23 protein-coding genes are annotated in these 19,862 nt (G+C 39.5%); 15 read left to right on the top strand and 8 right to left on the bottom strand.

The window, feature by feature from the left end; all coding sequences use genetic code 11:
• The first annotated feature begins 17 nt into the window (after positions 1 to 17).
• The 8 genes from cysK (at position 18) to QFZ73_RS05315 (ending at position 9,067) form a co-directional block, all read left to right on the top strand.
• Positions 18 to 941 (top strand): cysteine synthase A, encoded by a 924-nt coding sequence (cysK, locus tag QFZ73_RS05350; protein WP_251433365.1) that lies wholly within the window; start codon positions 18 to 20, stop codon positions 939 to 941.
• Between the two features lie 194 nt (positions 942 to 1,135).
• Positions 1,136 to 2,338: a metallophosphoesterase family protein gene (locus QFZ73_RS05345; RefSeq protein WP_307272608.1), complete on the top strand. Its 1,203-nt coding sequence runs from the start codon at positions 1,136 to 1,138 to the stop codon at positions 2,336 to 2,338.
• A 21-nt stretch (positions 2,339 to 2,359) separates the two neighbouring features.
• On the top strand, positions 2,360 to 5,380 hold the full coding sequence (locus QFZ73_RS05340; protein ID WP_307263835.1) for an ATP-binding protein: 3,021 nt from the start codon (positions 2,360 to 2,362) through the stop codon (positions 5,378 to 5,380).
• A gap of 41 nt (positions 5,381 to 5,421) precedes the next feature.
• Complete coding sequence (locus QFZ73_RS05335; protein WP_251433371.1) at positions 5,422 to 5,829, top strand: hypothetical protein; 408 nt, start codon at positions 5,422 to 5,424, stop codon at positions 5,827 to 5,829.
• Positions 5,830 to 6,154: 325 nt separating this feature from the next.
• Positions 6,155 to 6,979, top strand: a complete 825-nt coding sequence (locus QFZ73_RS05330) for an ABC transporter ATP-binding protein (protein WP_251433374.1) — start codon at positions 6,155 to 6,157, stop codon at positions 6,977 to 6,979.
• On the top strand, positions 6,972 to 7,670 hold the full coding sequence (locus QFZ73_RS05325) for a (2Fe-2S)-binding protein (RefSeq protein WP_251433389.1): 699 nt from the start codon (positions 6,972 to 6,974) through the stop codon (positions 7,668 to 7,670). The genes QFZ73_RS05330 and QFZ73_RS05325 overlap by 8 nt, the downstream gene beginning before the upstream one ends.
• Positions 7,671 to 7,846: 176 nt before the next feature.
• A complete protein-coding gene (yhaM, locus tag QFZ73_RS05320) occupies positions 7,847 to 8,785 on the top strand; it encodes a 3'-5' exoribonuclease YhaM (RefSeq protein WP_251433392.1) in 939 nt (312 codons plus the stop codon).
• Positions 8,786 to 8,884: 99 nt separating this feature from the next.
• A complete protein-coding gene (locus tag QFZ73_RS05315) occupies positions 8,885 to 9,067 on the top strand; it encodes a sporulation YhaL family protein (RefSeq protein ID WP_053344914.1) in 183 nt (60 codons plus the stop codon).
• A gap of 53 nt (positions 9,068 to 9,120) precedes the next feature.
• Here QFZ73_RS05315 and QFZ73_RS05310 read toward each other — a convergent pair whose 3' ends face one another.
• Entirely contained in the window at positions 9,121 to 9,987 is an 867-nt protein-coding gene (locus QFZ73_RS05310; protein ID WP_251433395.1) for a peptidylprolyl isomerase, read from the bottom strand.
• Positions 9,988 to 10,186: 199 nt separating this feature from the next.
• Here QFZ73_RS05310 and QFZ73_RS05305 point away from each other — a divergent pair, with 199 nt between their 5' ends.
• The gene (locus QFZ73_RS05305; protein WP_081112840.1) at positions 10,187 to 10,270 is read left to right on the top strand and encodes a YjcZ family sporulation protein; all 84 of its coding nucleotides are present in this window, start codon (positions 10,187 to 10,189) and stop codon (positions 10,268 to 10,270) included.
• A gap of 183 nt (positions 10,271 to 10,453) precedes the next feature.
• Entirely contained in the window at positions 10,454 to 10,537 is an 84-nt protein-coding gene (locus tag QFZ73_RS05300) for a YjcZ family sporulation protein (RefSeq protein WP_061462016.1), read from the top strand.
• Between the two features lie 112 nt (positions 10,538 to 10,649).
• On the opposite strand, the gene QFZ73_RS05295 is transcribed toward QFZ73_RS05300, so the two are convergent.
• Positions 10,650 to 10,832, bottom strand: coding sequence for a hypothetical protein (locus QFZ73_RS05295; protein ID WP_251433398.1), 183 nt, complete (start codon positions 10,830 to 10,832; stop codon positions 10,650 to 10,652).
• A 107-nt stretch (positions 10,833 to 10,939) separates the two neighbouring features.
• Positions 10,940 to 11,326, bottom strand: a complete 387-nt coding sequence (locus QFZ73_RS28875; protein WP_373458993.1) for a DUF3267 domain-containing protein — start codon at positions 11,324 to 11,326, stop codon at positions 10,940 to 10,942.
• A gap of 394 nt (positions 11,327 to 11,720) precedes the next feature.
• Between QFZ73_RS28875 and QFZ73_RS05290 the strand changes: the two genes are divergently transcribed.
• Positions 11,721 to 12,047 carry a DUF1878 family protein gene (locus QFZ73_RS05290; RefSeq protein ID WP_063232259.1) on the top strand — a complete coding sequence of 109 codons (327 nt, stop codon included), beginning with the start codon at positions 11,721 to 11,723 and terminating at the stop codon, positions 12,045 to 12,047.
• A 3-nt stretch (positions 12,048 to 12,050) separates the two neighbouring features.
• Here the strand turns inward: QFZ73_RS05290 and QFZ73_RS05285 are convergent, their stop codons facing one another.
• Positions 12,051 to 12,629, bottom strand: a complete 579-nt coding sequence (locus tag QFZ73_RS05285) for an HTH-type transcriptional regulator Hpr (protein WP_034314691.1) — start codon at positions 12,627 to 12,629, stop codon at positions 12,051 to 12,053.
• 189 nt (positions 12,630 to 12,818) lie between these two features.
• Positions 12,819 to 13,181, bottom strand: coding sequence for a YtxH domain-containing protein (locus QFZ73_RS05280; protein WP_251433401.1), 363 nt, complete (start codon positions 13,179 to 13,181; stop codon positions 12,819 to 12,821).
• 293 nt (positions 13,182 to 13,474) lie between these two features.
• Between QFZ73_RS05280 and yhzF the strand changes: the two genes are divergently transcribed.
• Positions 13,475 to 13,678, top strand: a complete 204-nt coding sequence (yhzF, locus tag QFZ73_RS29130; RefSeq protein WP_483878190.1) for a membrane protein YhzF — start codon at positions 13,475 to 13,477, stop codon at positions 13,676 to 13,678.
• Between the two features lie 99 nt (positions 13,679 to 13,777).
• Here the strand turns inward: yhzF and QFZ73_RS05275 are convergent, their stop codons facing one another.
• The 3 genes from QFZ73_RS05275 to QFZ73_RS05265 form a co-directional block, all read right to left on the bottom strand.
• Positions 13,778 to 14,296, bottom strand: a complete 519-nt coding sequence (locus tag QFZ73_RS05275) for a tryptophan transporter (protein WP_076367276.1) — start codon at positions 14,294 to 14,296, stop codon at positions 13,778 to 13,780.
• Positions 14,297 to 14,422: 126 nt separating this feature from the next.
• Positions 14,423 to 15,526 carry a 3-phosphoserine/phosphohydroxythreonine transaminase gene (gene serC / locus QFZ73_RS05270; protein WP_307263815.1) on the bottom strand — a complete coding sequence of 368 codons (1,104 nt, stop codon included), beginning with the start codon at positions 15,524 to 15,526 and terminating at the stop codon, positions 14,423 to 14,425.
• 269 nt (positions 15,527 to 15,795) lie between these two features.
• Positions 15,796 to 16,218 (bottom strand): HIT family protein, encoded by a 423-nt coding sequence (locus QFZ73_RS05265; protein WP_251433407.1) that lies wholly within the window; start codon positions 16,216 to 16,218, stop codon positions 15,796 to 15,798.
• A 660-nt stretch (positions 16,219 to 16,878) separates the two neighbouring features.
• Here QFZ73_RS05265 and QFZ73_RS05260 point away from each other — a divergent pair.
• The 3 genes from QFZ73_RS05260 (at position 16,879) to QFZ73_RS05250 (ending at position 19,843) form a co-directional block, all read left to right on the top strand.
• A complete protein-coding gene (locus QFZ73_RS05260) occupies positions 16,879 to 17,622 on the top strand; it encodes an ABC transporter ATP-binding protein (RefSeq protein ID WP_307263811.1) in 744 nt (247 codons plus the stop codon).
• Positions 17,615 to 18,823, top strand: a complete 1,209-nt coding sequence (locus tag QFZ73_RS05255) for an ABC transporter permease (protein WP_307263808.1) — start codon at positions 17,615 to 17,617, stop codon at positions 18,821 to 18,823. The genes QFZ73_RS05260 and QFZ73_RS05255 overlap by 8 nt, the downstream gene beginning before the upstream one ends.
• A gap of 312 nt (positions 18,824 to 19,135) precedes the next feature.
• On the top strand, positions 19,136 to 19,843 hold the full coding sequence (locus QFZ73_RS05250) for an EcsC family protein (protein ID WP_307263803.1): 708 nt from the start codon (positions 19,136 to 19,138) through the stop codon (positions 19,841 to 19,843).
• Positions 19,844 to 19,862 lie beyond the last annotated feature (19 nt).

Here is a 19,862-nt window from a genome sequence, read left to right as displayed (position 1 = left end):
GAAGGGGGATTTATTGAATGACGGTAAAAATCGTTAATAATATCACTGAATTGATAGGAGATACACCTGTTGTAAGGATTAATCATTTAACAGCGGAGGGTGACGCTGAAGTATTTGTGAAACTTGAATATTTCAATCCGAGCCGCAGTGTAAAAGATCGGGCTGCCTTCAACTTAATTAGGCAGGCTGAATTGGATGGTATCATTCAATCCGGGGCGACGATCATAGAACCAACATCAGGGAATACAGGTATTGGGCTTGCTATGAATGCCGCGGCAAAGGGGTATCGGGCCATTATGGTCATGCCGGATAATATGTCGAAAGAAAGAATCAATATCTTAAAGGCATACGGAGCGGAAGTTGTCCTTACCCCTGCATCTGAGCGGATGCCGGGAGCCATTCGTAAAGCTGAGGAACTCGCCGCAGATATTCCTAATAGCTTTATTCCGCAGCAATTCGAAAACCAAGCCAACCCTGATATTCACAGAGTGACGACAGCAGTCGAGATTCTAGATCAGATGGATGGAAACCTGGATGTGTTTGTCGCTACTGCTGGAACGGGAGGGACGATAACCGGTACTGGTGAAGCCTTAAAAGAACATCTTCCCGATTTAAGGGTTGTCGTTGTCGAGCCTAAGGGTTCTCCAGTTCTTTCCGGCGGAAAGCCTGGGCCTCATAAGTTAGTGGGTACGAGCCCTGGTTTTATCCCCACCATCTTAAATACAGAGGTATTTGATGAAATCGTTCAAGCGGCTGATGAAGATGCGATTTCCACCATGAAGGATATGGCTTCGAAGGAAGGTATACTGATTGGACCTTCAGGAGGTGCCTCTGTCTGGACTGCCCTGCAGGAAGCCCGTCGTCTTGGAAGTGGAAAGCGAGTATTATGCATTGCACCGGATAATGGTGAACGCTATTTAAGTATGGATATTTTTAAATGATGAAAAAGACCGAATGCCGTGCATGAAACAATGTTCACGCCATTCGGTTTTTTTCCTGCTGAATTTGCCCATACTGGAATATCTAGGTACCATGATGCCATATTAAAATAATAATGTATGGGAAAGTATGTTCTGTTCATGTTAAAATTAAATGTGAAATGTTGATAGAAATCGAGGTGATACTTTTGAGCGGTGTGAAGTTCATTCATGCGGCGGATCTCCATTTGGATAGCCCCTTTTCAGGGTTGAAGGATATGCCGTCATCTATATTAAAGGAATTAAGGGAAAGTCCGTTTAAAGCTTTTCAAACTATCATTAATGAAGCAATTTCCCATCAGGTTGACTTTATCGTGTTATCGGGGGATCTATTTGATGGGGAAAATCGGAGTCTCCGGACACAGGTCCGCTTTCGAACCGAAATGGAAAAACTCCAGCAACATCAGATCCCTGCTTATATCATTCATGGTAATCATGATCATCTCAGCGGCTCTTGGATTACTGTGGAGCTGCCGGATAATGTCCACGTATTTTCAGGGCAAACCGAAGTGAAACGGTTTGAAAAAATCGATGGGACGACTGTCCACCTTTATGGATTCAGTTATCCACGCCGTCACGTAAGGGAGAGAATGATAGAAACCTACATAAAAGCTGAAGGGGCCGATTATCATATAGGTCTGCTTCATGGGAATTTGGAAGGCAATTCCGAACATAGCCCATATGCCCCTTTTTCATTGAAGGAACTGACTGCTAAAGATTTCGATTACTGGGCATTAGGCCATATTCATAAGCATCAGGTGGTTTCAGAAGATCCGCTAGTGATATACCCAGGAAATATTCAAGGCAGGAACAGAAAGGAGTCTGGCGTTAAAGGATGCCTGCTCGTCGAATTCGACGGGGGCATGAAGCGTCATTCCTTTATTGAAACCTCTGAAGTGATATGGGAAAGCGAAACAATTGAAATATCCGCGGAAGGTGGATTTGATGCCCTGTTCAAGCAATGCAAGGAAGTAATTGAACAGAAGGGTTTTGATGGGAGAAGCTTTCTTTTGGAATTGAAGCTGGATGCAGGTGACTCAGCAGGAGGTTCCGGGGAATATCTTGAAGAATTGACCCGGATCTTGCAGGAAGAGGACCAAGGGGAATCATTTGTCTGGGTGTATAAAATCAAAGTCATCCAGTCCATGCCGATGATTAGGTCAAATGAAAGAATATCACCATTTATGGCTGAGGTATCCAGGCTTGCTACTGAATTTGATGAAACGGAGGCTGCTCTGGCCCCGCTTTATATTCATCCGGGTGCAAGAAGGTTTCTTGATTCGATAGAGCCGGAAGAGGAGAGGGAACTTTTGGATGAAGCGGAAAGATGGCTTTTGCAAGTTTTTGAAGCGAATAAATGAGTGTAGGGAGGAGGAACGGACTTGATTATTAGAGACCTCCATGTTTATGGTTACGGCAAACTGGAAAATCAGCGTTTTCCTGAATTGGGACAGCTGCAGATTTTCTTTGGGGAAAATGAATCGGGCAAGTCAACCATCATGTCCTTCATTCATAGTATGCTATTTGGATTTCCGACAAAGGTTCAAAACGAACCGCGTTACGAGCCCAAAATGCATGCCAAATATGGGGGAAGGCTCAGTCTCATAACAAAAAAAGATGGGAAAATCGTTATTGAACGTGTAAAGGGAAAGGCTGCTGGTGATGTAATATTGACCTTCGAGGATGGAAGGGTCGGCGGCGAGGATGAATTGAATGAGATTCTCCATGGCGTTGATAAAAACTATTACCAAGCCATTTTTTCTTTCGATCTTCAAGGTCTGCAGGGTTTACATACGCTAAGTGAAGGGACCATGAGTAAATATCTGCTTTCAGCTGGGCTGATTGGGAATGATAAACTTCTTGAAGCCGAAACGAAATTGCAAAAAGAGCTAGATTTAAGGTTCAAGCCATCAGGCCAAAAACCTTTACTGAATGTGAGATTAAAAGAACTTAAGGAATTGCAGAAAAAGGTGAAAGCATCAGAAGAAGAACAGCAGTCATATACGGGATTGCTTCAGGAAGAAGCAAAACTTAAGGAGGAGCTCTCTAAAGTCACGGAAGATATTCAAGAGATTGAAGAAAACCTTGTTAACGTGAGTACTTTTTTGCGAATTAAACCCTTGGTTGAAGAACAGGAGGAACTTGAAACAGAAATAAGTAAAATTCCGGAAGTGAGTTTTCCTGTTGATGGCTTAAAAAGACTGGAACAGTTGCAGGCAGTTGGAATGCCCATGAAAGCCCAACTTGCCGCATTGACAGAGAAAATGGAAAAACTTGAAGGAAAACTCACGGAAATCGAAATCGATCCGTTCATCAAGGAGCATAAAGAGCAAATTGAACATGCAATCGATCAAGGAACATTGCTGGAGAAGCTCGAGCTGGATATAAGAAAAGCGGAACACGAAAGGCTGTTGGAACAAAAGAATATCGAAAAGGTGAAGCAGGAATTATTCTTGGATGTTTCTGATGATGCAATAAGAAAACTGGATATCAGTACATTCATGAAGGAAAAGGTGAAAAGGGCCGAGAGGGAAAAGCATCGGCTCCAAAATGATAAAAAACAGCTTGATGAGAAATATGGACTGCAAAAGGAAAGTCTGGAAACGATAGAATCCAGCTTGCAGGAGATAAAGGTCCAGTTACTTCCAGATGAAAAAAGAATCGAGCTGGAGTCCTTATACAACAAGCAGAATAACATCGAATTTGAAGCAGCACAATCCCTTATTCTTGATGAACAAATACTCGAACTTGAAAAACAATTGGCAATACAGAGGAAGAAGGAAGCGCATAATCGCAAACGTTCACTTATCATGAATGGCAGTTTAATAATACTTCTTTGTTTAGGTGCGATTGGAAGTTATTTCAGTGAACAGATTTTGTTGGGGATTACACTTCTAGCCGTGGCTGTTCTGTTTGCGGTTTCCAGGTATCTCTTTAAAGGTGATGATATATTGTCCGGATATATCAGGCAATTGGATGAGGTGAAAAGGAAAAGGGCTGAAATTGGGAGTGAAACCAATAGTGGGTCTGAAGGAGAGTCGATGGGACGGTTGCTTGAACTGGACCAACGTCTTCAAAGGCGGTTTGAAAGTGAAAGGTTCAAATATGAAGAAAGAGAGGAAGCGTTTGAATCGACAATTCAGGAGTATGCTACTTGGGAAGCCAGCAGGGACCGATTGGATAAAGAAGTGAGGAGCATCTTAAGTGGTTGGGGTCTGTCTTATCCCGGAATGGAAATCAATCTTGAATCTGTATTTGAACTTCTTGAGAAATGGAAGGAAGCCGTAGATAGGAAATATGAAACAATCAAGAGGCACAATTTTCTCCATGCAGAATTTGAGGGTAAATCGAAGGCTTTATTTCATTTTGCACACAGCCTCGATTTTGAGCCATCCACATGGCGGGAAGCGATTGGCATATTGAAACGGGAAATGAATAAAGCCGTTGAATTCTCCATTCAACTAACACAATGGATGCAGGAACGGAGTCGTTTGACGAACGAAATCGAGCAGTTGACGATGGAAAAAGGCTTTCTTGATACAGAAATGGAAATGCTTTTTAAGTTAGCGAAGGTCAAGGACGAGGAAGAGTTCAGGCAAGACGCTGCATTGTCCGAAAAGAAAATCACTTTACAAAAACAGCTTGATTTGATTGCCATTCAAATTGGGCAATCCAGAATGCTGCCTGAACAAATCCAAACTTACCTAAAACAGGGGATCAATACGTATACATTTGAAAATTCAGAACGGAAACGAAAGGATTCTGTAAAGCTGAAATCACTTTTATTAGAGAAACAGGCGGATGCGAAGCATAGGATAAGACAGCTTGAAGTTTCGGGGATTTATGATGAATTACTTCATCGTTTTTATGAAGAAAAAGCTGCTTTTAACGAAGAGGCGAAGGGATGGGCGAAATTGGCAATAGCCAAAAGCTTATTGAATAAAGCCTTGGACCGATATAAAAGGGAACGCCTACCGAAGGTCATCGCTGATGCCGAGCGTCATTTTTCCTTTTTAACGAATGGAAACTATCGTAAAATCATCCTTGATCAGTCGGGAGAAGGAATTTGGGTACAGCGCAGTGATGGATTAAGTTTCAGGGTTGAAGAGGTCAGCCGCGGGACAGCAGAGCAAATTTATGTTTCCCTAAGGCTTGCACTTGCTGATCATACTTTTGAAAATGATTCTTTCCCTCTCATCATTGATGATAGTTTCGTCAATTTTGATGCGGAAAGGACAAAACGGATGCTCGAGTTATTGAAAAAAGTTTCGGAAAAGCGGCAAATTTTATTTTTTACATGTCACCGATATATAATGGAGTACTTTAGCGAAAATCAAGTGATTCGTCTATCCAGCCCCGTATTGCGCCAAAATATGAATGAATTGATCATCCCCGAAATATAATGGGTTTTAAATTATAAATAAAGAGAGTGAAGTCATTGAATATGAATGAGTTTGTAAGCCACCACGATTCTTCTTTGGAGTTAATCATCGAAAAGGAGTTTCCTGGCAAACGATGTGTTGGGGGAAAGTATTCTGCCAAAGGACATAGCATCACTTTATATGAGAGAGATATCGAAATTCAGTGTGAACGCTCCCTAGGCTCGCTTGCAAGGCTTGAGGAATATACATGGGTGATCCTCACTCATGAGATGGGCCACGCATTTGACCCCGATCTTGCTGTGCTTAGTGAGGAGCTAAACCATACAGGAAAATCAGAAATCCTTTATCAAATAGAGGTCAATGCATGGAATATTGCAGAAGGACTAATTCCTTTTATCGTTCAGGATTTATTTACCTTCATTAGGGATGAATCCCTGGAACATTGTACGAATCGCCTGCTGGTCGGTTAAAAGGCTCTCCCATGGAGGGCTTTTTTTATTTTCCGCTAATGGAATTTGGAAATGCCGATTTGGATTGCGCGGAGGGGGAGAATGGACTATTGAATCGTTCGGAAGCTACAGGAAGCGGTAAATGATAGGGCAAGTTAATATAATGTGCTATTTTTTTTACTAATGTTTCCAAAAGAAGCATCATATCTTTAAAGGAGTATTCACTTTAATGAATCATTTAAGAGGAATGGGACATGGAGTTTTTGGTTTATATTCATTTTTAAGATTGACAGTGAGAATCATTTTCATTAAACTGGTATTATTAGACTAAAAGGGGAGTATTTTAATGCGACCAGCTATTAACACACAGTCTTTATCGCTCGGTTATGGTGATAAATTAATTATAAATGATATGAATATAGAAATACCCCAAGGGGAGATCACCGTATTCATCGGTGCCAATGGATGTGGAAAATCAACACTGCTAAGGTCGGTTGCCCGATTGTTAAAACCTCAATCCGGCTCAGTTTTGCTCGAAGGCAAAGCGATTTCAACCATGTCATCGAAGGATGTAGCAAGAAAGATGGCGATTCTTCCACAATCCCCGGTTGCTCCTGAAGGACTTACAGTCTATCAACTTGTTAAACAAGGAAGATATCCTTATCAAAGTTGGTTGAAACAGTGGAGTTCCGTGGATGAAGAAAAAGTTCAAAAGGCGATTGAAGCAACGAACCTGTCCGATTTAAAGGATCATGCAGTCGATGAATTATCGGGAGGCCAGAAGCAACGGGCATGGATAGCGATGACGCTGGCTCAGGATACGGACGTCATTTTGTTGGATGAACCGACTACATATCTTGATATGACCCATCAAATCGAGATTTTGGACTTATTGTTCGACTTGAATGAGTTTGAAAACCGAACGATCGTGATGGTGCTTCATGATTTGAATTTAGCTTGCCGTTATGCGGATAATCTGGTGGCACTTAAAGATGGGGCGATACATGCCCAAGGCCGGCCAGAGGATATCATCACGCCTGAATTGGTACAGCAAGTATTCAGCATGGAATGTCAAATTTCTTTTGATCCAATTTTCGGCAGTCCCATGTGCGTCCCGTTTGGTAAAGGACGCTACGCCCAAAGGCATGTAAAAGCGCTGGCCAATGCATAACCTCACACCATCTATTGAAAAAGAGCTGCAAGGATATCGCATATCCTTTCGAGATGAAGCCAAATTTTCAAAGACCTTCAATCATGCTGATGAGCTTATTAAATATGCACAAGCACGGTCTGGGGCGGAAACGTCAAGGATAGCAATTTCAATGTGGTTCAGACGTTATGCTTTTTTAGTCACGGCACAATTTTACATGTTAAGCAAACATCGGCTTATCTGGGAGGGCACTCTTCAGGACATTGGCGTTTTGGATGATCCAGAAGATGAACATTGGCTCCCGAATTTTTTGCTGAAAACTAACAGGTGGAGCAATGTTACGGAAAAGGAAAGCCCTTCTGCCCTCCATTCCATATTAAGCGGCTTTGGTGCTGATGCCATTCGCTTCTTTACCGGAAATGCTAAAATATCGAAACTTGTACTCTGGGAAAATATTTGGAGCTATACGGTATGGATGTATAGTGAGTTACTGAAGGAGACAGAGATAAAGACGCGAGTTGAAAAGGACATTGAAATGCTGCTTGCAGATGAAGTATGGCTGAATATTGAAACGCATTCCCCCTTTAAACGGTTCATTGGGGAAAAAAGTGTTCCGGCGTCCATGAATCCTTATAAACGGGTGACATGCTGTTTATATTACCGAATTGAGGGTCAGGAAAAATGCGCGTATTGTCCGAACAAAAACTGTTGAAATAGATTTGATTAGAGAGCCAGGCTTGGGGTCAAGCCTGGCTCTCTTGTGGAGTGATAAGAGACGGTCAGCTTAGGTTTTTCTCGTCCATTGTCTATCACTTATTAACGAAAACTAAACGCACTAACGAGTTGGTATGTTATAATGTTGATATTTAATTGAACGGAGGCAGTCGCATGGGAAATGGGATCATACACTACGGAATTGGTGAAGTAGTAGATATATATATGTACATTAAAACGAGTACAAAAGCGGTAGCAAGTAATGGAAAGCCGTTTTTAACATTGATTTTGTGCGATAAAACCGGGGAGATCGAGGCAAAGCTATGGGATGTTTCTGAGACTGATGAGAAAACATACAGTGCGGAAGCTACGGTGAAAGTTCAAGGGGAAGTCCAGAATTATCGAGGACGCAGCCAATTGAAAATCCGTAATATTAGAATTACTTCAGATGCTGATGGGGTCACTAAAGCCGATTTAATTCAAACGGCCCCTTTAAGTCAGGAAGAAATGATGGAAACAATCACTCAATTCATTTTTGAAATGAGGAATCCGAATATCCAAAGGGTTACTAGGCATCTCATTAAAAAATATCAGAATGAATTTCTGACGTTTCCTGCTGCCACCAAGAACCATCATGAGTATTTGTCGGGTCTGGCCTATCACGTTGTATCGATGCTAGGGCTGGCTAAGGCCATTTCAACCCTATATCCTTCGCTCAATAAGGATCTTTTGTATGCAGGGGTCATTCTGCATGACCTTGGAAAGGTACATGAGCTATCTGGACCTGTTTCGACTGTTTATACAGTGGAAGGAAACTTGTTGGGGCATATCACCATCATGGTAAATGAAGTCGGTAAAGCTGCAGAGGAATTAGGCATTGAAGCGGAAGAAATCATGATTCTCAAGCACTTGATATTAAGCCACCATGGTAAAGCTGAGTGGGGCAGTCCCAAACCGCCAATGGTGAGGGAAGCGGAAGTGCTGCATTATATTGATAATATGGATGCCAAGATAAATATGATGGACCGGGCATTGGAAAAAGTGAAACCGGGTGAATTTACGGAAAGAGTCTTCGCGCTCGATAATCGTTCATTCTATAAACCGACATTTTAATGAAATATGCTTCTTTCTCGATGGAGAAAGAAGCATATTTTTTTTGTTCGCGCATATTCTCTAGTAAATGAATAGTAGATTTTTTGGGAGGGAATGGACATGCCAATTTGGATCTGGTTCGTGTTTATTGGGATAATTGTCAGTGCAGTCATGTCAATTTGGACAGCTAGACAGGAACGCCTCATAGATGATGCTTGGATTGAGAAGGAAGGTCAGAAGTACATTGAACGCATGGAAGAAGAGCGCGAGAGGCGTAAAAAGGATATAAATCAGGGAGCATAGCTCGAATGATGAAAAAAAGCGACAGGCAAGTCCTGTCGCTTTTTACTATTCAATTATTTTTCAGCCTTGGTTGCGTCACCGGAAGTGAGGGCATCTTTTAGATCTTCATCTTTAATCTTCACGTCGGCTTTTTTGACTTCTGAATTCAAAATATCCTGAACTTTAGTTTGGTCAATTTTAGCGACTTTCAAATCATATTCAAGATCTTTTTTCATATCTTTGTATGATTTTTTTTCTTTTGTATCAAGAAGTTGGATGATGTGGTAGCCATAATCGGATTTAATCGGCTTGCTGATTTCATCTTTCTTCATTTTGTAAGCTTGTTCTTCAAATGCAGGAACCATTTCACCTTGACCGAACCAGCCTAGCTCCCCGCCTTTTTCAGCTGTGCCTGTGTCTGTTGAATATTCTTTGGCAAGTTTAGCGAAGTCTTCGCCTTTGTCCAACTTAGCTTTAACTTCGTTGGCTGTTTTTTGGTCTTCCACTAGAATATGTCTCGCTTTGATTTGTGGTTTATAGTCTTCATAAGCTTTTTTCACATCAGCTTCTTTTACTGTAATATCGGCAACGGCTGCTTTTTCTTGAAGCATTCCGATTTTAAGTGCACGTTTAAGATCATCTTCGCTCTTATATCCGGAAGAGGCCAGGGCCGTTTCGAAATTTTCACCCATTTGCGCTTTAAGCTCGTCCGTTTTAGCTTTAACTTCCTTATCGGTTACTGTATATTTTTCTGAAAGAACTTTTTCATAAACAAGTTCCTGAAGAACGGTTTCACCATAACGGTCTTTCATTACATTGTAAAATTCTTCTTTAGTTATATCCCCCGCTTTAGTTTCCACGACTGCTTCCTTGTCGCTGTTGCATGCTGTAAGTCCGATCAGGCCTGCAGTAACAGCAATCGATAATGCCCACTTCTTCATAAAAACAACTCCTAGTTTTAAGTTTCTGGTTTGCTATTTTTCGTATTTCCACAAAATTAACTATAACATATTCTGGTTACTTTACAAAAAATAATATATTGGTGTATGAATAAGATTTTTTTGAAAAATGGGTGTACGCCTACCCAGATAATAAACCATTACATATGATAAATCGAGGACAACAAAAGGAGGTAGCATAATGAGTAATGGATTTAACGGAGGTTTCGCTTTGTTAGTGGTGTTATTCATATTATTAATAATTGTAGGATCAGCCTGTTGCTAATCGGTTGCAAAATTAATAATGGAAAGAGCCCACTCCTTTTGCCATGGAGTTGAATAGGATAGGGTAGCCGCTCAACAAAACGACGAAGTGATTATCAAGCTTAGAAAGGAATGGATTCCTTTTGGCGGATTTAAGGGTGTGCATGAAATTACAATTACTTAAGAATGGAAAGGAGGAAGATCAATGTCTGGAGGAATAGGTGGAGGCTTTGCTCTAATTGTCGTTCTTTTCATCCTGTTAATCATCATTGGAGCTTCTTGGTTATAAACTCATAAACAAAAGGCGAAGCTTATTGCTTCGCCCTTTTTCTTTATGTGGATAATGCTCCGGGTATCACCAATGTATGTAACAAATGATGGCTATCATTTGTTGCTCATCTCTACGTATACAAAATTTCAATATAGGAGGATAATAACATAATAGTAATTAATACATTAATGGTCCTGAATACTTTAGGCTGCCGGTCTTCAGCAATTTCCTTTTGAATGCATAAAGAGTTTGTCATTCTATTAATATTAAAAAGGATCAAAATAGCAAAAATAATAAACCAGAACGAGATCAAAACCTAAAATCCCTCCTTGCAAAACATCATGTATAAATACGATACCAAATTATAATGAAAAAAGATACCTAAAAATCTTATTAGGCATCTTTATGAATAATAAGAAATCACTTTTGAATAAGTATATCGTATCCTTCGAGATGTTCCTCGATAAAAGAATTTCTTGGGGAACCAACCAGGTTTTTTATATAAATAAAATCCGATACGCATAACCCGGTGTGCAAGGATAATAAAATAGTGAAATAATGGATATAATGTGGAAAACTAAGGGCACAACCAATCAATATGACAGACATAATGAAGAAAGGCAACACAAGGGTAAAGAGATAAAGATGCTTTCGAATCGGATAATGCACATTGACTCTGCATGTAAGCACAAGGTTCCACTTCAAGGACCAAGAAGTTTTTACTTTTTTACATAATAATCGTAAAGGTAAATAGTGTAATAGTTTGTGAACAGGATATAATAAGAATAATAGGCTAAAAAATACCATTGTTTGATCGCCATACAAAATAACATGGGTTGAAAAGACACTTAATAATGTATAGATCAGAACAAAAGACATCAATATAGTAAAAACTGAAAAAAAGATCAGACGGCAATTCCCATATTGTTTTGCCACGTCAATTGTTTTCCACGAATTCATTTCGAAATCAGCCCTCCAAAGCTGTTGAATATACTTACATACATTACGATGAATTGGTGGAAAAAGCAATGGAATTCTTGGATTAAGTTCAAGATAAAATCACATTAGTGTGTAAGCATGCTAGGGCGTTTAAGTCCAGGTTTTGAACCAGGGATCAGGCGGATTACTGAGTGTGAAAAATCAAGAATTGGTTATAAGCCTATTATGTTAAATTGAATGATCGATTGGGGATTAGTGATGTATGAAAAATATAAATGAAGAAATAGAAATACTCCGTTTTCATCAAAGGCTTTTATTAAACCTGATACGAAATCCGGAGGCAAAGTTGGACTATCTATTTGTGGAAAAAAATTTCACGAAGCAGGAAGCGGAAGAATTATTGGAAACATGTGATATCTTGAGCAAACGCTATGAAATAGAAAAAGCGGAAGGGTATATGAACTTTCGACCGCTTTTTAATCAATTTGAAAGAAAGGTTAATCCAAAAATAACCATAAAGGAATGCATTGATGCATGCCTTTCACAAGGTTTATATGTATCATTCATGAAGGAAATGGATAGAGTATGAGATTTAAACTGGCTCAGTTTCTTTCTCTATCTTTTTTTTTGTGATTTTACCTTCCACGTCAGTAAACTCCTGATCGATGTTATCGAAGGATCGTTCAAAGATTTGCATGAAATCTTCACCGTAGATATTACGGATGATGGCCATCATTTCGATCATATCCGGAAACTTGCCATATAGCTCACGCAGTGGAAGAGCACCCGAGAAAGCTGAGTTCTTGCTTGGGTCGTATGTCTCCATTAAATCAAGTAGAATTTTTTCACCTTCTGCTGTGATCTCTATATACGTATTCCTTTTGTCATTTTCTTTTTTTGAAAATGTTAAGTACCCGCGTTCCTCTAATTTTTTTGAAAAGTTAAATGCCGTAGAAACATGCATGACCCCAAATTTTGCAACATCAGAAATGGAAGAGCCATTAAGATGGTAGGCAATCCAAAGAATATGGTGCTCATTGATATTTAAATCATAGGGCTTGATCCATTGCTGCCAATCTTTTTCAATCGATTTCCATAATGCTTTGCTTAATTGTGCAATTCGTTGACTAAAAATCATTGCTTCTTTCATAGAATAATTTTTATTCTGCATTTTATGGGCTCACCTACTTATAAGATTCTATATATTTATTATGACAATAAAATAAAAATTAATAAAGATAAATATTTGCAAAATTTTTAGAAAATTTTAGATATTCTAATGAATTCTCCATTCTTCTCCAATAAACCATGTAATTTATTGGGAAAAATGGAGAATCAAGCTTGTGTGACGATGTCACTATTAATTTTTAGAAGAAGGGGTGGCCGCTTCCAATTCTTTTAATGAATTTTCAATTTCTTGAACGTTCTTCAATAATTCATTCTTATTGGGTTCGATTTCCCGCTTCCAGTTCTCGATGACGACCTGAACATCCGAAATGAACGTTTTTACCGTTTCTTTGCTGATTTGTGAAGCTTCCATCGTGTCATCTTTAATATTTAACATCTTTACCTTTAACTCATCAATTGTATGCTTAATTTCGTCGGTATTCGTTTTGATGCGGTTCCGTAGGTCTTTACCTGAACTTGGTGTTGAAAGTAGGGTTGCCGCACCAGCTACTACTGTTCCGGTCAAAAAGCCAATTAGTAATGATTTTACTTTCATTAGGATCACCTCATTTTATAATATGTTTTCGCTTTCCATGGTCTGAATCCCTGCTGAAAAAAACATCAATTGGAAATTATGATAAATAGGGAGAGAAATACTATTGATATCAAAATACCATAATTTTCATCCTTATGGAAGAGTATCGACCATTTTATCTTTATATCACAAAAATATTTTTTTAAACTTAAAGAGTAGATATATAATATTTAAAAATAACTTGAAGCTTTAATAATAATGTTTCATATAAAGGGAAGAGCAGCATATAGATAATAAAAACAAGCTGTCGGAACATGGATGGCACTGGTGGGTTAATAATGAAAATCATTTTTTTATTAAGCCTGGTATGCCTGTGCGGAATGGGGTATTTTCTAAGGCGAGCAAAAACTCCTGGCATCTATCCGCCTAAGAGGGTGCTCCAGGCTAGAGCCTTCGCTATGGGTCTCCCCGGGGTTTTACTGCTTTTCATTTGGTTTATGTGGATATTGATTCATTGACCCTTGGAGGATGATTCTGACTAGAATTCCTGATTCATAAGATTGGAAAAAAAAGCACCGGACATTCCGGTGCTTTTTTAGGTATGATGATCCTGCTGCTTAAGCATTAATGGGAATATTTGATTTTCTTACGATGCCGTTCACAATTGGATAAATGATGACCATCGCAACTGTATTTAACAGTACGGCAGGAAGTACAACAGCGCCGAAAAGTGCAACGAAAGGCCCTGGAAGGGAAACGATATAATAAGCCGAACCAAGGAAGACAGCGCCGGAAATCATTGTTCCTACGGCAGTCAAGATACTTACGGTGACAACGGATGTTGAAAACTTCTTAAGACTGATGAATAAAAGGTAAAACAGAAAGGCTGTTGCCAATTTGTCTATGATATTTGGAATCTGTCCTCCAGGAAATGTAGTTGTCATGGCAGAGATGGCTCCAGCAGCCAGGGCAACAATGAATACATTCTTCTTCGCGGGAAACAGGGTAATCGCCAAAAACATCATCAACAGCATCATATCCGGTTTCATTCCAAGGAAGAATCCAGGTACGATAAAATGCAGGGCAGCCCCAATCCCGATTAATAGGGACAGTGACACAAGGGTTTTCGTTTTCATTTACTCATCTCTCCTATTCTCATCTCAACTAACATCTTTTCTTCAACAATGCACTATTGCCTGTTGCAAGAAGTTTAAAATAGTATATCATAAGACCTATTTTTTTAGAAGTTATATTTGTTTGAATTAAAGGGTTTGAGCTTCCTTCGCTTTATACGATTCCTGGAATTTCTTCATGAAATCGGCAAGGTCCTGGCAATGGGATAGAGGGACCGCATTATAGATGGATGCTCGGCAGCCACCGATGGAACGGTGACCGTTCAGTCCTACGAATCCGGCTTGCTTCACTTCTTTAAGGAATTGTACTTCAGCTTCTTCAGACGGAAGCGTGAACGTTACATTCATTAATGAACGGCTGTCCGGTAGGGCATGGCCTTTATAAAAACCATCACTGCCGTCGATGGCATCGTAAATGACTTTTGCTTTTTCTTCATTGATTTCAGCAATCTTTTCCACGCCGCCCTGTTCTTTTGCCCAATCCAACACAAGGGACAATAAGTAAATGGCCAATGTCGGAGGAGTGTTGTATAAAGATTTATTTTTCGAATGGATAGAATAGTTCATCATGGATGGGATTTTGTCATTATCCGTTATTAAATCTTTACGGATGATAACGACTGTGATTCCCGACGGACCTAGATTCTTTTGTGCACCTGCATAGATGATGCCGAATTTACTAATATCAATCTTTTTGCTGAGAATATCGCTTGACATATCAGCCACTAAAGGAATATTGCCTGTTTCCGGGAATTCCTTCCACTGAGTTCCGTAAATCGTATTATTGCTTGTGATATGAAGATATGCAGCATCATCATTCAATTTGATGTCTTCCACTTTAGGGATGAACGTATATTTTTCATCTTTGGATGAAGCGACTACGGCCGTTTCACCAACCTTTTTGGCTTCTTTTAATGCTTTTTCAGACCAAGAACCAGTGAGGACATAATCTGCCCTTTTTCCATCATTCAAAATGTTCATGGGAATCATGGAAAATTGTAGACTTGCTCCTCCTTGCAGCAGGAGAACTTCATAATTTTCAGGAATTTCCATAAGGTCTTTTAATGATTGAATGGCATGGTTATGAATTTTTTCGAATTCCGAACTTCTATGGCTTAATTCCATGACGGACATACCGGAATCCTCAATATTCAACCATTCGTTTTGGGCTCTTTGTAAAACTTCTAAGGGAAGGGCGGCTGGCCCAGCATTAAAATTGCGTGCACGTTTCAATTTTTTTCCTCCTATACGACTATGTGATAAAGTATTTGAGACTAATATATCCTACCAGAAAACTAAATTCAATAGGAGGAAAATTTAGAATTTTAAGCGACAATTCGTTTTAATGATAGCCCAAGGTAAAAAGGTCCTGCACTTTGAGTGAGGACCAAACCGGTATTATTGTTTTTTTCATGAACCAGCGTTTAGCTAAAGTTCAATTGCCGGTTCTTTTAAAAAGATATAACGAAAGGAGAAAGAAACCCTTACAGGCCATCACAGTCTCATTTTAAATGCTGTGCAATGGAGTCAGCGATTTGTTTCAGGTCATCTGGTGTATAGTCGCTGGTATTCGTTTTCCAAACAGCCCCAAAGCCGTCTCCTTCCCCATGCCGGGGAATTAAATGCATATGAAAATGGAAAACGGACTGTCCTGCAGCTTCACCATTATTATTTAAAAGATTCAGGCCTACAGGTTGGAATTCCTGCTTCATGGCGCGGGCAATTTCCGGCACCACTTCAAAAAGATTCTTGGCAATCTCAGGTGTCAACTCATAAAGATTTTCCTTATGTACTTTAGGTATTACCAGCGTATGCCCTTTTGTTACTTGACTGATATCGAGAAAAGCCAATACATGTTCATTTTCGAAAATTTTCGTACTTGGAATTTCCCCATCGATTATTTTGCAAAAAATGCAATCACTCATTAAAAACGCCCCTTTAAAAGTTAATGTATTTGGTTAATCGTACCATAGCTTGAATCCTTGAGAAAAGGAAAAATCATAAAAACAGGATGCAACATTAAGTTGCACCCTGCCTGTCGAAAAAGGGGGTTTTGCTTCAAAATTCGCATTAGCATAAATTCTCTGCGACAAACACCTCATCTACATTGTGGTAAAATATGGTTGTTATCTGACTAGAGATTTTCCATTCAAAGCAACCATCTCCTATATCTTTAAAGTTTCATTAACTTTCAAAGCATAATTGATAATTATTGAATGATTTTTCTGCTTTTACGTGCAAGAGAACCATCTCCTTGCTCGAAACGATTTTTTTTAATGAAGCTTCTGGTTTAATTCAGTTATACGTCTTTAACTGACACCTCATTTACAATATGATGTGAATCATTTGTAATAAAACTTATGGGTATTTCAGTGTAATACGTCTTTAACTGACACCTCATTTACAATATGATGTGAATCACACGTAATGACTAACCCCTTCTTCCTTATATATGATGACCACCAAGTAGGGAAAATATAATTAGTTATTTATGGAAATTTAGTTCCGGGAACACCCGACTATATAAAAGCAGGAGAATTTGGTAAAATGGAAATAAGAACCTCTATATAGAAAGGATCGTTTATATGTCCTTATTGGAAATAAAGCAATTAGTGGGTGGATACACGAAAACGCCCGTTTTAAAGGGAATAAGTTTTGACATTCAACCAAATGAGCTAGTAGGGTTGATTGGGCTCAACGGGGCTGGGAAAAGTACGACGATTAAACATATCATCGGACTCATGGAGCCGAAAGGCGGAAATGTCTCGATTCATGGTAAAACTCTTGCCCAGGACCCTGATACATATCGTAAACAATTCACTTATGTTCCAGAAACGCCAATCTTGTATGATGAGCTTACACTTGAGGAGCATTTAAAGCTTACGGCCATGGCACATGGTTTGGCGGAAGCCACATATAAAGAAAGGATGGACGTTCTATTAAAGGAATTCCATATGGAAAAAAGACTTAAATGGTTTCCGGCCCATTTTTCAAAAGGAATGAAGCAAAAGGTCATGATAATGTGCGCCTTTTTAGTACAGCCGTCTTTATATATCGTCGACGAACCCTTCGTTGGTCTTGATCCATTAGGCATTCAATCCCTGCTCGATTTGATGAGGAAAATGAAAGAGAGCGGAGCGGGAATTTTAATGTCTACACACATACTGGCGACAGCCGAGAGGTATTGTGATTCTTTCATCATACTGCATAATGGAGAGATCCGGGCAAAAGGCAATCTTGAGCAGCTTCGTGAACAATTTTCCATGCCGGGGGCAACTCTTGACGACTTATATATTCAATTGACGAAAGAAGAAATCGGTCATGAATAGTCAAAATCTCTGGAAGGAAAGATATTTAGGCTATATAAATGAAACGCAAAAATATCTTCGCTATATTTTTAATGGCCATCTTGTTTTTGTCATGGTATTGGTTCTTGGTGGTTTGGCTTATTATTACAGTGATTGGGTAAAGACGTTAGACAGTGATTTCCCTGCTGAATTGATCATGGCCTTTGTTTTATCGATCATTGTAACCAGAAGCCCGATAAATACTTTTTTGAAAGAACCTGATACGGTATTCCTGCTTCCGCTTGAAACGAAGTTGAGAAGCTATTTCAAGAATTCACTGATATTAAGTTGGGTCATGCAGGGTTTTATTCTTCTGGTTGGCCTAATTGCATCTATACCGATGTATTCGAAGGTTACGGGTGCAGGAGGTACGGACCTTGGAATCATCCTGGTCGTTTTGCTTTTTTTGAAGTTCTTGAATTTAACCATGCGCTGGCAGGTGTTGAAATATCAGGATTCATCAGTGAGCCATTGGGACTCTCTCATCCGCTTTTTACTTAATGGAGTGATTCTTTATTTCATCTGCTCAAGGGCAAATATACTGTTTTCACTTATAACATTTTTATTATTGTTAGCACTTTACATGTATTACCGAAGTGCAACTAAAGGTTTTATGTTGAAGTGGGAACGGCTGGTGGAACTGGAAAACAAACGGATGAATTCTTTTTATCGAATAGCGAACATGTTTACTGATGTTCCTCATTTGAAAGGGAAGGTAGCGAGAAGGAAATGGATGGACTGGCTATTATCTTTCATTCCGTATGGTGAAAAATCAACTTATACCTATCTTTACGCCCGTACTCTTTTGCGATCCAATGATTATGTGGGACTTTGTTTTCGCTTGACTATCATTGGGTCCGTGATATTAAGTGTTTTCATTAACATATGGGCACATTTGATTGTAACGTTCATGTTCCTATTCATGACAGCCCTGCAACTGCTGCCGGTTTGGAAGGCTCATGAATGGAAAGTATGGGTCTCATTGTATCCATTGCCGGCAAAAATGAGAGAATCTGCAGTCATAAAGCTAATTTCCTATTTCTTATTATTTGAGGACCTGGTCTTCAGTTTGGTCTTGCTAGTGAAAGGGGAATGGATGTCCGCTTTAGCGGCCTTGGCAATGGGGCTTGTTTTCTTATTCGGTTTTAAAATTTATGCAGCAAAGAAAATTAAAAATTTTTAATCAGAAGCTGATTTTTATAAAATCAGCTTTTAGATTGAAAAAATTTGCGACACTCCTGCCGAAAAACTGGCTAGCCGAGACCCCACAGCCGCTTGCTGCGAGGAGGCTTGGCAGACAGTCGGCGGAAAGGGAACGGATTTTCTGAAATCAACTGAAACCGTTCATAAAGAAAAAATTGTAGGCACTTGCTTTCCTTCGAGTTAGTCTAGAGTCGGAGCTGATTTTTCATAAAATCGGCTTTTTCTTTTAAGAAATGAAAATTGAAAATAAAAGCTTCATAGGGGGTATATACATATTTAACGGAGGTGTTAAATGATGGATGAATATGGACAAAAAGCAATATCAGAACTAGTATCATGGAAAAAGAAAGTAGCCAAGAAATCCGGCAGGTTTGAGCGGATGTCCAAAAAGGCGCAAATCAAATTGAATAGTTATATTCCAGACCGGGTGCACAAAATGATTACTGATAGTATTAAAGGGATGATAGAGGCCGTATTATCAGGTTCTAAATATATGTCTAAAGAAAAAAATGTAGTGCTTCTATCCTTGCAGCAAAAAGAAGAATGGGTTGCGGAAACTATAACGGCATATCGGAAAACGGCCGTTATAGAAGGTGTGGGAACCGGAGCGGCAGGGCTATTAATTGGATTGGCTGATTTCCCATTACTGCTTAGCATCAAGATGAAGTTATTATTCGAAATATCCCGTATATACGGTTTTGATCCAAATAAATATGAAGAACGCCTGTTCATTCTCCATATCTTCCAGATGGCATTTTCATGCGAGGAAAAAAAGCTGGCAACTTTACGGGTAATAGAAGAATGGGATTCAGGTAAATGGCCGGAAATAGACTGGAAAGAATTTCAGCAGGAATATCGCGATCACATCGATGTCATCAAAATGTTCCAGCTCGTTCCAGGTTTTGGGGCAGCTGTCGGTGCATATGCCAACCATCATTTGTTGGAACATCTTGGGGAGACGGCTGTAAATTGTTACCGAATCAGACTTCTTAAAGAGTAAGGGGCGGGGATAACCCGTC

Source organism: Peribacillus sp. V2I11, from assembly GCF_030817135.1.
Lineage (GTDB): Bacteria > Bacillota > Bacilli > Bacillales > DSM-1321 > Peribacillus > Peribacillus simplex.
The sequence above is the reverse complement of the archived record's forward strand: the minus strand, read 5'-3'. Positions and strand labels throughout refer to the sequence as shown.

Excerpts from the sequence above, each read along its gene's own strand:
- QFZ73_RS05325 (WP_251433389.1), top strand. The coding sequence starts at position 6,972 with ATGCATAACCTCACACCATCTATTGAAAAAGAGCTGCAAGGATATCGC.
- QFZ73_RS05255 (WP_307263808.1), top strand. The coding sequence starts at position 17,615 with ATGAATAGTCAAAATCTCTGGAAGGAAAGATATTTAGGCTATATAAAT.
- QFZ73_RS05285 (WP_034314691.1), bottom strand. The coding sequence starts at position 12,629 with ATGCAGAATAAAAATTATTCTATGAAAGAAGCAATGATTTTTAGTCAA.
- QFZ73_RS05290 (WP_063232259.1), top strand. The coding sequence starts at position 11,721 with ATGAAAAATATAAATGAAGAAATAGAAATACTCCGTTTTCATCAAAGG.
- QFZ73_RS05335 (WP_251433371.1), top strand. The coding sequence starts at position 5,422 with ATGAATGAGTTTGTAAGCCACCACGATTCTTCTTTGGAGTTAATCATC.
- QFZ73_RS05250 (WP_307263803.1), top strand. The coding sequence starts at position 19,136 with ATGATGGATGAATATGGACAAAAAGCAATATCAGAACTAGTATCATGG.
- QFZ73_RS05315 (WP_053344914.1), top strand. The coding sequence starts at position 8,885 with ATGCCAATTTGGATCTGGTTCGTGTTTATTGGGATAATTGTCAGTGCA.
- cysK (WP_251433365.1), top strand. The coding sequence starts at position 18 with ATGACGGTAAAAATCGTTAATAATATCACTGAATTGATAGGAGATACA.
- QFZ73_RS05330 (WP_251433374.1), top strand. The coding sequence starts at position 6,155 with ATGCGACCAGCTATTAACACACAGTCTTTATCGCTCGGTTATGGTGAT.
- yhzF (WP_483878190.1), top strand. The coding sequence starts at position 13,475 with ATGGATGGCACTGGTGGGTTAATAATGAAAATCATTTTTTTATTAAGC.
- QFZ73_RS05305 (WP_081112840.1), top strand. The coding sequence starts at position 10,187 with ATGAGTAATGGATTTAACGGAGGTTTCGCTTTGTTAGTGGTGTTATTC.
- QFZ73_RS05280 (WP_251433401.1), bottom strand. The coding sequence starts at position 13,181 with ATGAAAGTAAAATCATTACTAATTGGCTTTTTGACCGGAACAGTAGTA.
- QFZ73_RS05265 (WP_251433407.1), bottom strand. The coding sequence starts at position 16,218 with ATGAGTGATTGCATTTTTTGCAAAATAATCGATGGGGAAATTCCAAGT.
- QFZ73_RS05300 (WP_061462016.1), top strand. The coding sequence starts at position 10,454 with ATGTCTGGAGGAATAGGTGGAGGCTTTGCTCTAATTGTCGTTCTTTTC.
- QFZ73_RS05260 (WP_307263811.1), top strand. The coding sequence starts at position 16,879 with ATGTCCTTATTGGAAATAAAGCAATTAGTGGGTGGATACACGAAAACG.
- yhaM (WP_251433392.1), top strand. The coding sequence starts at position 7,847 with ATGGGAAATGGGATCATACACTACGGAATTGGTGAAGTAGTAGATATA.
- QFZ73_RS28875 (WP_373458993.1), bottom strand. The coding sequence starts at position 11,326 with ATGGTATTTTTTAGCCTATTATTCTTATTATATCCTGTTCACAAACTA.
- QFZ73_RS05275 (WP_076367276.1), bottom strand. The coding sequence starts at position 14,296 with ATGAAAACGAAAACCCTTGTGTCACTGTCCCTATTAATCGGGATTGGG.
- QFZ73_RS05310 (WP_251433395.1), bottom strand. The coding sequence starts at position 9,987 with ATGAAGAAGTGGGCATTATCGATTGCTGTTACTGCAGGCCTGATCGGA.